Consider the following 10079-nt stretch of genomic DNA (forward strand, 5'->3'; position numbering starts at 1 on the left):
AAATCCAATAACTTCAGTGATGAACATAAAACGATTTGTTCCATTGCCGGCAGCGTAACCTTCTCTAAATACTTCCGTCAGGTATTCTTCTTTATTAGGCACCCAACTCTCTGGAATAAAGTCAGCCGCGAGCAACTGAGCTAGAATTTGAGCTTCAAGGGCATCTGTCTTTACACGCGCTTCCGCAATGGCGTGGGTTTTCAGAGGATTAGCAACAACAACTTGTCCGGGATAGTCTGATAAGATATCATGAATCCAGAAGGCGTTGCTGGTGGCTTCCATGACGACTCGAGTTTCGGGATCTAGGGTTTTGGCGAACTCCTCCCAAGACTCTCACGTGTTGGCTATCCGAAAACGTCTTTTTTGTTTGTTTGGGCCGATCTCACATCCTTCCGTATATTTTTGATGCACATCCAGGCCAATAAAGCGCATTTCCATCCCCTCGTTAAGAATAAAATGCAGGCACAGTTGCTTTTACATTCACCTATACGTGGGCTTGGCCACAACCGGGTGAGGCGAGGAGGCGATTAAACACACCAACGGGATTATTTCATCCCAGTGAGAGGGCAATCGCCCCGACTACAGCTTTCTCCGAGACCCTACTCTGATTGTAGCCTCCGGCTTCCTTCAGATTCCGCCTCGCGGCGACACCCTTGCCCTTGGCTAACGGTAGGCGCTCGCCAGCCCGTTTGGGACTTTCACCCTAGAGATGACGCCCATGCTGGGCGTACACAAAAAAACAGCATCCCCCAAGAAAGGGATGCCGCTTTTCCATACGGGACAGGCCGGATTAGAATCCGCCCATGCCACCCATACCGCCCATGCCGCCCATGTCAGGCACAGCAGGCTTTTCTTTTTCCGGTTTGTCAGCGATAACCGCTTCGGTTGTCAGGAACATAGCCGCTACGGATGCTGCGTTTTGAAGCGCGGAACGCGTTACTTTTGCAGGGTCAACGATACCGGATTCGATCATGTTAACCCATTCGCCGGTAGCAGCGTTGTAGCCGATGCCAACGGATTCTTTTTTCAGGCGTTCAACGATAACGGAGCCTTCTTGACCAGCGTTTGCTGCGATCGTACGAACCGGCTCTTCCAGAGCGCGCAGAACGATGTTTACGCCTGTTTTCTCGTCGCCTTCAGCTTGTACAGCCGCTACAGCTGCATATACGTTCACAAGGGCTGTACCGCCGCCTGCTACGATACCTTCTTCTACAGCCGCACGGGTAGCGTTCAGAGCATCTTCAATGCGAAGCTTGCGCTCTTTCAGCTCTGTTTCAGTTGCAGCGCCGACTTTCACGACAGCTACGCCGCCGGACAGCTTAGCGAGACGCTCTTGCAATTTTTCTTTATCGAAATCGGAAGTGGTTTCTTCCAATTGAGCACGAATTTGCGAGATACGAGTGCCGATGTCTTTTTTGTCGCCAGCGCCGTCTACGATGATCGTGTTTTCTTTCGTTACGCGAACTTGGCGAGCAGAACCGAGTTGTTCCAGCGTAGTGGATTTCAGATCCAGACCGAGCTCTTCCGTAATCACTTGGCCGCCGGTCAGAGCAGCGATATCGCCCAGCATTGCTTTGCGGCGGTCGCCGAAGCCAGGAGCTTTAACAGCTACACAAGTAAACGTTCCGCGCAGTCTGTTCACTACAAGAGTAGCCAGCGCTTCGCCTTCTACGTCTTCTGCGATGATCAAGAGCTGCTTACCGGATTGAACAACTTTCTCAAGAACAGGAAGGATTTCTTGAATGTTAGTGATTTTCTTGTCCGTGATCAGGATATGCGGGTTCTCCAGAACAGCTTCCATTTTGTCTGTGTCCGTAATCATGTACGGGGAAATGTAGCCGCGGTCAAATTGCATACCTTCAACCACTTCAAGCTCGGTAGCAAAGCCTTTGGACTCTTCAACGGTGATAACGCCGTCTTTGCCCACTTTTTCCATAGCTTCAGCGATCAATTCGCCTACTTCGTCGTCAGCAGCGGAGATCGCAGCAACTTGAGCGATGGATTGCTTGCCTTCGATCGGCTTGGAGATTTTGGCCAGCTCTTGAACGGCAGCTTTAACCGCTTTGTCGATACCTTTGCGGACAATCATAGGGTTCGCGCCGGCAGTCACGTTCTTCAGACCTTCGCGAATCATCGCTTGAGCCAAAACGGTAGCCGTCGTCGTACCGTCGCCAGCGATATCGTTGGTTTTGGTTGCTACTTCTTTTACAAGTTGAGCGCCCATATTCTCGAATGCGTCTTCGAGTTCGATTTCTTTAGCGATGGTTACACCGTCATTGGTGATGAGCGGGCTTCCGAATTTTTTCTCCAGAACCACGTTTCGGCCTTTTGGACCCAAGGTAACTTTTACTGCGTTAGCCAAAGCGTCAACCCCGCGAAGCATCGAGCGGCGAGCGTCTTCACTGAACTTGATTTCTTTTGCCATGAGTAAACCCTCCTAAATCGATTTTGATGAATCATTTATTTTACCATTCGGATATTTTCATAAGTAAAAACACAATACTTAAGTATAAAGCGCGAAGATATCCAGTACCAATCCTTATTAAGCCAAGATAGCAAGGATATCGCTCTCACGCATGATGAGCAGCTCGCGGCCGTCGTATTTCACTTCAGTGCCAGCATATTTGGAGAAAATGACGCGGTCGCCTTCTTTAACTTCAAGCGGCACGCGTTCGCCGTCTTTGAGTGTACCGCTGCCTACTGCTACGACTTTACCTTCTTGCGGCTTTTCTTTCGCCGTGTCAGGCAGTACGATTCCGCTTGCGGTCGTTTCCTCCTTAGCGATGGCTTCAATGACTACGCGATCACCCAACGGTTTGATCATGAGAAAATAGCCTCCTTTAAATTTTGGTTGGTTTTATTAGCACTCGTATGTGTTTAGTGCTAACAACAATTCTTATGATACTCACTTCGCATGAATTTTGCAAGTGGTTTTACAACAATTTTACACCCCTCTCATTGTAACCACGGGAGAACAAAATATACGGAAGAACAGTACAATGATTTCAAGTGAGTATATATATATCACAGCTAAAATAATTAACTGCACAGTACCAGCAAAAACTCGGAAACGTCTACAGCAATGCGAACGAAAATCAGGACATCGTCTGATTCGCAGCCTGAAACGAAACGGCCTTGTTCCGACAAGAATTCTTCTTCTGATTCTCCAAAACAAAAAAGCCTGTCAATCGACAGACTTTACAGCCGTTTCGGCTCCCTCATATTCCCAGGCTTGATCCTGAAGCAGCTGCTTCCGGTACATCCTCCCCGAAAGAAAGACGCTAAACTCGTACAGCCCGATCATCGGCACCGATACAATGATAGCGGAGGCTGCATCAGGCGGTGTGATCAAGGTGGATATGACAACCAGCAGCAAGTATGCATAGCGGCGGAACTTCCGGAGCAGCATCGGATTAAGCAAACGTATTTTCGTGAGGAACAATACGACAATCGGAAGCTCAAATACAAGCGCCAGAGGAATAAGGATATTGAACATAAAAGAGAAATATTGAGTCACGCCGTACGTTTCGCTAAGCTGCAGGTTCTCGGTAATCGTAGTGGTAAATATAAAAGCCATCTGAAACACAACGAAATAACCGAACGCGAGGCCCAGCAGAAACATCAGAAAAGCAAACGGCACATAGATCAGCGAGGCCTTCCGTTCGATCGGCTTAAGGCCAGGCTTCAAAAAAGCCCAAACCTGGTACAGGGTAAAGGGCAAGGTGATCAGCAGCCCCATGACCAGTGCAAAATTCATATACAATTTAATCGCATCCCAGGGCGAAAACACGTTCCAGCTGATTTTGCTCGCCGGCGGGACGGACTTCAAATACGTGATCAGCGGCTGGGCGGCAATCAATCCGGCCACCATACCGAGCACAAGCACAATAATGACCCAGATGATGCGTTTACGCAGCTCGGTCAAGTGCTCGACAAGTGTCATGCCGTCATCTTGTTCCATGTCGTTTCACCTCATTAATCCGGAAGTCTGCGGGGATCCTGGCGGTGATCCGTAGGAATGGCCTGGGGCTGTTCAGATTCCTTTACACTGGAATTGGCAGGGGTGACGTCTTTACGTCCCGGAGGCACGGGTTCTTCATCAGACAGCAATTCGCGCGTTCCCTGTTTGAATTCACGAAGTGTTCTGCCAAGGGAACGCCCCAATTCCGGTAGTTTGTTCGGCCCGAACAGCAGCAGCGCTATGACGGCGATCAGCAATATTTCTGAGAAGCCTAAATTTCCAAACACAGCAATCGTCCTTTCCAGCTAATTAGCTCGTTGCCAAAAACTCAGCAATTGTACAAGCCGCCGTATCCCATCTCGGTAATATCGTCCCGGGTGATCATTTCTCCTGCGCAAATACGCGGTAAAAGAACATCAAACGAGGTGTAAGGATCATGCATGACGCAGCCGGGCAGCCCCATGATCGGGATCTCATCGAGATATCCGATCAGCAGCATCGAACCCGGCAGCATCGGCGTCCCGTAGCTGACGATGCGCGCACCGGCCTGCTTTATGGAGCCCGGGGTGCGATCGTCAGGGTCAACGGACATGCCTCCCGTGACAAAAATCGCGTCTGCTCCCTCTTCCTTGAACCTGCGTATTTCCCTGACAATGATCTCGCTATCGTCCGGAGCAAAGCGCTGCTCTATGACTTCCGACCCTAAGGCAGCCAGCTTTTCCCGCACCACAGGTCCGAATTTGTCCTGGATCCGGCCTTTAAACACCTCGCTGCCCGTCGTGATTAACCCGACGCGCAGCTTCTTAAACGGCTTAACCTCCACAAGCGGTCCGTCCGCTGCCGCAATCCGTTCCACCTCCGCAATCCGCGCTTCTTCAATAATCAGCGGGATCACACGCGTACCCATCAATCCCTGCCCTGGGTGGACGACCGAATTGGTCCGGATGGTGGACATGATGATTTGGTCGAGGGAGTTTACCTCGTCGATGCGTGCTTTATCGATTTTGGCGAGGCCGTGAATGGTTGATTTCAGCGTAATTTTTCCTTCATGGGGCTCGGTCAGCTGAACATTTGCGCCTAGCGCGGCCTTGGCCATGCGCAGAGCCGCCTCGTCCTCGTGCAGGATGCCCTTCTCCAACCGGATCGTATAGATATGCTCCTTACCGATGCTTAGCAGCGCGGGGATGTCCTCTTCGCGGATCACGTGACCTTTTTTGAACAAACGCCCCTTGAATTGACCCGGGATGATCTGCGTCAGGTCGTGCGCAAGCACCATCCCGACTGCCTTCTCAACAGCAACCTCTTCAAGCATAGATTCAAGCTTCACGGCCATGATCCCCTTCACGTCCGGTCAGAATCGCCAGCGCATGAGGCAGCTGATCCATAATGGCGGACAAGTTCTCCGACACGCCCTTCGGGCTGCCGGGCAAGTTAATGATCAGCGTTTTTCCGCGAATCCCGGAAACGGCCCGGGACAGCATAGCGCGACGCGTTTTCTGCAAAGAGGACATGCGCATCGCCTCGGCGAATCCAGGAGCCTCACGGTCGATAACGCTTAAAGTCGCTTCAGGAGTAACATCGCGAACGGCCAGCCCCGTACCGCCCGTCGTGAGGATCAGATCAGCTTTGAAATAGTCGGTCATCTCAATCAGCCCCGCCATAATTTCGTCTTTTTCGTCCGGTACGATGCGGTACTCGATAATTTCTCCGTTCATTTCCTCTTCGATCAGCTCACGGATCACCTGTGCACTTGTATCTTCCCGCTCCCCACGGGAACCCGCGTCGCTTGCAGTCAAGATAGCCACTTTCCAGCGCATAAACCTGCTCCTCCCCTGAAATCGTTAGTATCTGTATTGCATACGCAAAATCAATCCGTACCTGCGGCCTGCCGGGGATAATAATAATCGCCGCTCTTGCCGCCGGTTTTGCTCAGCAGGTAGGTCGGTCCGATTTGCATCGACTTTTCCGCCGCCTTGCACATGTCATATACGGTTAGCGCTGCAGCCGATACGGCCGTGAGAGCTTCCATTTCCACCCCGGTTTGCCCTTTGGTGCGGACCGTCGCTTCAATATAAAGCTCGCTTTCCCCATCATCCGTAAATCGGACCTCCACGCCGGTTAATGCAAGCGGATGGCACATAGGAATCCAATCGGACGTTTTCTTCGCAGCCATAACGGCCGCGACTTGCGCTACACCCAGCACATCTCCTTTGCCGATTTTCCCTTGACGAATCAGCTCAAGCGTGGATGCCTGCATTTTGACCATGGTTCGGGCTGTAGCCGTACGAACGGTTTCTTGCTTGGCGGAAACGTCCACCATACGCGCACGTCCCTGTGCGTCAAAATGAGTCAGCGGGCTTTGCTTAGGTTCTTGTTCAGACATCGGCTTCCGAACTCCTCTCCATGATGTTCCGTGATTCAGTAATCAGCTCATTGATCCGGAAATCAAAGAGCCCCATCGGCACCTCCGGAACCAGCTGATCCTCAAAGGCCGCCGCAATAATGTAAGGTTTGGGAAGGCCCGTCCGAACGTATTGCTGCATGAAGCGGTCATAAAAACCGCCTCCGTACCCCAGCCTGCCCATATTCATATCAAAAGCAAGTCCAGGCACTAATGCGACATTAATCTGCCTGATGTCGAACAACTGCTTCGCTCTTGGCACCGGTTCCCGGATGCCCCAAGTCCCTTGCTGAAGATCCGTGTAGGAGCGTACTTCATAGAGCTTGAGCTGCTTATAAGCGGGCACTACCTTCGGAACGACGACACGCCATTGGCGCTTCCAGCAGGCTTCAAGCACGGGCGTGACATCAACCTCGGTTTTGATGGGCATATAGGTAAACAGCGTCGGCCGCCATCTTACCGGCTCGCCCGGTTCAAGCAGCTGCTCCAGCCGTTCAATCACTTTATCGCAGATGATCCGGGATTTGCGCTGGCGTTCTTCCTCGGCTATGGCGGCACGAACCGCCTCCGCTTGGTGGCGAAGCTCTATTTTTCTTTCTTTTATGTTCATGAAACCGCCTCACTTTTGGCGTTCAAATCTGGTTTAGCTTTCATTTTATCATATCGTGAAAATAAATACAGCCTTTCATGGAAGCGAAGGCCGGCAGGAATTTCGAGCGGCAGGACGGCGATGACCGGCATAGGATCAGACGCCCGACTTTTCCTTATCATAGCAAGCTCAGAGTCAGACGGCATCGTAAAAATACGGCCGATCTCCCAGCCGCGGGCAGCGGTTGGCCAGACACGGCGGGCACCGGTTTGCGAAAGACCAAGCGCCAGCGCGGACTCGTAAGAGAACGGTTGAATCTCCCGGGCGGAAACAATCCGGTCATGGGGGGGCCGAGGTAAAGCGGGATCTGCGTATAGCGTGCTGCCGCCGCATATAGACGGCGGGCACGAAAACCGCCTCCTTCGGAAGAGGCTGCATTCGTTTTTGAGCATACGGCGGAGCGTTTGATTTGGCAGACATGTCATCGGCTGGAAATCGAAATCGGCACGTGAATATGCTACACTACATGATATAGAAAAAACCTTTTAAACTTGAGGAACTAGGATTCAGGAGGAATACCATATCATGCTGCTGCAAGTTTCGGGAATTACCAAAAGCTACGGGGCCAGTACCGTACTTTCCAATATATCGCTTCAAATCGAAGCCCGCGAGCGGATCGGGCTGGTGGGCGTGAACGGAGCAGGCAAATCGACGCTGCTTCAGATCATTGCAGGCGAGCTTTCTTATGATTCGGGCCAAATTTTTAAAGCGAAGGAAACAAAAATCGGGTATTTAAAACAAAACAGCGGACTTGTCTCCGACCGTTCGATATGGAACGAGCTGCTGAACGTTTTTGCCGGTCTGCTTGAAATGGAAACCGAGCTGCGGCGGCTGGAGGAACGGATGGCCGACCCGGACGTCATTGCCGACGGGAAAAAAATGGAAGAAACGATGCGCCGCTACGCCGAGCTTTCCGACGCATTCCGCGAGCGGGGCGGCTATGAGATCGAGGCCAAAATCCGGGGCATTTTAAACGGGATGGGCTTCGGCGGGATGGATCCTTCCACCCCGGTACAGGCGCTGAGCGGCGGTCAGAAAACCAGGCTGGCATTGGCCAAAATGCTTCTTGAAGCTCCCGACCTGCTGCTGCTCGACGAGCCGACCAACCATTTGGACATTCAGACGCTCACTTGGCTGGAGCAGTATTTGCGCTCGTATTCGGGGGCCATTCTGGTGGTGTCCCATGACCGGTATTTTCTCGATTCGCTGGTGGACGCCATCTATGAAATCGAACGGACGACCTCCCGCAGATACACCGGCAACTATACCCGGTACATCGAGTTGAAGGAAGCAGAATACCAGAACCAGCTAAAGCAGTTCGAAAAGCAGCAGGACGAGATTGCCAAAATGGAGGAGTTCATCCAGCGCAACATCGTTCGCGCTTCAACGACCAAGCGGGCGCAGAGCCGCCGCAAAGCACTGGAAAAAATGGAGCGCCTCGACAAGCCTCTCGGAGATTTGAAACGGGCGAGCTTTTCCTTTGAGGTGGAGACTCCTTCCGGTCGCGAGGTTCTGGACGTCCGGGGAATTGCCGTTTCATATGACGGGCAAAATCCGCTGATCCGCAATGTATCATTCCAGCTGCGCCGCGGCGATACGGCCGCTTTGATCGGTCCCAACGGCATCGGCAAATCGACGCTGCTCAAGACGCTGATCGGACAGCATACGCCGGACCGCGGCACTTACGATTGGGGAACGAATGTGAAAATCGGATACTATGATCAGGAGCAAACAGGACTGAATCCGAATCAGACCGTGCTGGAGGAAGTATGGAATGCTTATCCCCATTTGGAAGAAGTGCGCATCCGTACGGTGCTGGGCAATTTCCTGTTCAGCGGCGAGGATGTGTTCAAGAAGATCGGATCGCTTAGCGGCGGAGAGAAGGCACGGGTCGCTTTGGCCAAGCTGATGCTGCAAAAAGCCAACGTCCTGATCCTCGACGAGCCTACCAACCATCTGGACCTCTACAGTAAAGAGGTATTGGAATCGGCGCTGATCGATTACGAAGGTACCCTGCTGTTCATTTCCCATGACCGTTATTTCCTGAACAAAATGGCGGAGAACATACTGGAGCTGACCCCGGATGGCGTCACCAGCTACCTTGGCAATTATGATGACTATGTGGAAAAGAAGCTGGAGCTGGCCGAGATCGAGCAGCAGCGCAGAGAGGCCGAGGAAGCCAAGGGCAAGGCCGCGAAGACCGGCGGCTCCACCGCGGCCCCTTCCGACGCTGCCGTGTCGGAGGCCAAGGGCAGCGGCTATGAGGCCGGAAAGCAGGCCAAACGGGAGGAACGCAGCCGTCTGCGCAAACTGGAGCAGTTGGAAGAGCTCATCGCCCGGCTGGAAGGGGAACTCGGCGAACTGGAGTCGGAGCTCGCCCTGCCCGAGGTATACAACAACTACGTGCTGGTGCAGGAAAAGAATGCTCTTATCGAAGAAAAGCGCGCTCAGCTCTCCGACGCTTACGAGCAGTGGGAAGAACTGGCGGAGTAGACGGTCGTTGCGATAATCAGCGCCTGTGATGTGGATGCCTCTGGTCAAGGGTGCGAACACTAGCATTCGCCAACCGAGAGAAAATAGTCCATACCTGTAAAATAGCGGATCGACGCGGACTTTAGGTTGTATTTCCCGGCAAAGCCGTAGAAACGTCAACCTGAGTACGGTTGTCACCCGCTATTTTTCATATGGAGACCCCAATCCATAGAGTGGTACCGGCCCCCGTCAGGCGTCTTCCAGTCTCAGCAGCAGCAGCGGCACACTGCTGTACACAATCATGGTGCCGGCGGCGACAATGCCCGAATCGTTCAGGACCAATGCTGCGGCGGCACCGATGACATTGGCATAACACCCGTGTATCAGGTACGGGTATCTCTCCTCCCATCGGCGCAGTCGGCCTTGGGGCCGGAACACCAGTACGGCCATGACCGCCAGGGCCGTAAGCAGCACCTTGCTCCAGGCGGAGACACGAATGAGGTGCCAGTTCATCGCCAGCTTGCGCGCGATCATGGCACCGATAACGTCGTAGCGGCCCTGGAGCAAGTCGCCGAAAGCGCGGCCGATGTGGCTGC

The 10079-nt window shown here is 52.7% G+C and carries 10 protein-coding genes and 1 pseudogene; 1 reads left to right on the forward strand and 10 read right to left on the reverse strand.

The genetic code is table 11. The annotated features are described in order from the left end of the window. From NR121_RS24525 to NR121_RS24565, 9 genes and pseudogenes are all read right to left on the reverse strand, one after another. Positions 1-282 (reverse strand): annotated as a pseudogene (locus NR121_RS24525) (hypothetical protein); the annotation flags it as partial. Between the two features lie 508 nt (positions 283-790). After that, positions 791-2425: a chaperonin GroEL gene (gene groL, locus NR121_RS24530; RefSeq protein ID WP_062409909.1), complete on the reverse strand. Its 1635-nt coding sequence runs from the start codon at positions 2423-2425 to the stop codon at positions 791-793. A gap of 117 nt (positions 2426-2542) precedes the next feature. Then, entirely contained in the window at positions 2543-2824 is a 282-nt protein-coding gene (gene groES, locus NR121_RS24535; RefSeq protein WP_054820237.1) for a co-chaperone GroES, read from the reverse strand. Between the two features lie 360 nt (positions 2825-3184). Next, positions 3185-3961 (reverse strand): twin-arginine translocase subunit TatC, encoded by a 777-nt coding sequence (gene tatC / locus NR121_RS24540; protein ID WP_062409910.1) that lies wholly within the window; start codon positions 3959-3961, stop codon positions 3185-3187. Positions 3962-3975: 14 nt separating this feature from the next. Then, positions 3976-4248, reverse strand: coding sequence for a twin-arginine translocase TatA/TatE family subunit (locus NR121_RS24545; RefSeq protein WP_054820236.1), 273 nt, complete (start codon positions 4246-4248; stop codon positions 3976-3978). A 41-nt stretch (positions 4249-4289) separates the two neighbouring features. Next, entirely contained in the window at positions 4290-5288 is a 999-nt protein-coding gene (locus NR121_RS24550; protein ID WP_082661024.1) for a molybdopterin-binding protein, read from the reverse strand. Next, the gene (locus NR121_RS24555) at positions 5278-5778 is read right to left on the reverse strand and encodes a MogA/MoaB family molybdenum cofactor biosynthesis protein (RefSeq protein WP_062409912.1); all 501 of its coding nucleotides are present in this window, start codon (positions 5776-5778) and stop codon (positions 5278-5280) included. Before NR121_RS24555 ends, NR121_RS24550 begins: the two co-directional genes overlap by 11 nt. Before the next feature lie 50 nt (positions 5779-5828). Next, positions 5829-6344: a cyclic pyranopterin monophosphate synthase MoaC gene (gene moaC / locus NR121_RS24560; protein ID WP_062409913.1), complete on the reverse strand. Its 516-nt coding sequence runs from the start codon at positions 6342-6344 to the stop codon at positions 5829-5831. Further along, positions 6337-6972 (reverse strand): 5-formyltetrahydrofolate cyclo-ligase, encoded by a 636-nt coding sequence (locus tag NR121_RS24565; protein ID WP_054820235.1) that lies wholly within the window; start codon positions 6970-6972, stop codon positions 6337-6339. Before NR121_RS24565 ends, moaC begins: the two co-directional genes overlap by 8 nt. A 564-nt stretch (positions 6973-7536) precedes the next feature. On the opposite strand from NR121_RS24565, the gene NR121_RS24570 reads away from it, so the two are divergent. Continuing rightward, the gene (locus NR121_RS24570; protein WP_062409914.1) at positions 7537-9504 is read left to right on the forward strand and encodes an ABC transporter ATP-binding protein; all 1968 of its coding nucleotides are present in this window, start codon (positions 7537-7539) and stop codon (positions 9502-9504) included. 228 nt (positions 9505-9732) lie between these two features. On the opposite strand, the gene NR121_RS24575 is transcribed toward NR121_RS24570, so the two are convergent. Beyond that, positions 9733-9996: a hypothetical protein gene (locus tag NR121_RS24575; protein ID WP_256832100.1), complete on the reverse strand. Its 264-nt coding sequence runs from the start codon at positions 9994-9996 to the stop codon at positions 9733-9735. Between the last annotated feature and the right edge of the window lie 83 nt (positions 9997-10079).

It is taken from the genome of Paenibacillus sp. Pae15, from assembly GCF_024519685.1.
In the GTDB taxonomy this organism is placed as follows: domain Bacteria; phylum Bacillota; class Bacilli; order Paenibacillales; family NBRC-103111; genus Paenibacillus_G; species Paenibacillus_G naphthalenovorans.

Bases quoted from the DNA above. Each gene is read 5' to 3' on its own strand.
- groL (WP_062409909.1), bottom strand. From the start codon at position 2,425: ATGGCAAAAGAAATCAAGTTCAGTGAAGACGCTCGCCGCTCGATGCTT.
- groES (WP_054820237.1), bottom strand. From the start codon at position 2,824: ATGATCAAACCGTTGGGTGATCGCGTAGTCATTGAAGCCATCGCTAAG.
- tatC (WP_062409910.1), bottom strand. From the start codon at position 3,961: ATGGAACAAGATGACGGCATGACACTTGTCGAGCACTTGACCGAGCTG.
- NR121_RS24555 (WP_062409912.1), bottom strand. From the start codon at position 5,778: ATGCGCTGGAAAGTGGCTATCTTGACTGCAAGCGACGCGGGTTCCCGT.
- moaC (WP_062409913.1), bottom strand. From the start codon at position 6,344: ATGTCTGAACAAGAACCTAAGCAAAGCCCGCTGACTCATTTTGACGCA.
- NR121_RS24565 (WP_054820235.1), bottom strand. From the start codon at position 6,972: ATGAACATAAAAGAAAGAAAAATAGAGCTTCGCCACCAAGCGGAGGCG.
- NR121_RS24570 (WP_062409914.1), top strand. From the start codon at position 7,537: ATGCTGCTGCAAGTTTCGGGAATTACCAAAAGCTACGGGGCCAGTACC.
- NR121_RS24575 (WP_256832100.1), bottom strand. From the start codon at position 9,996: ATGAACTGGCACCTCATTCGTGTCTCCGCCTGGAGCAAGGTGCTGCTT.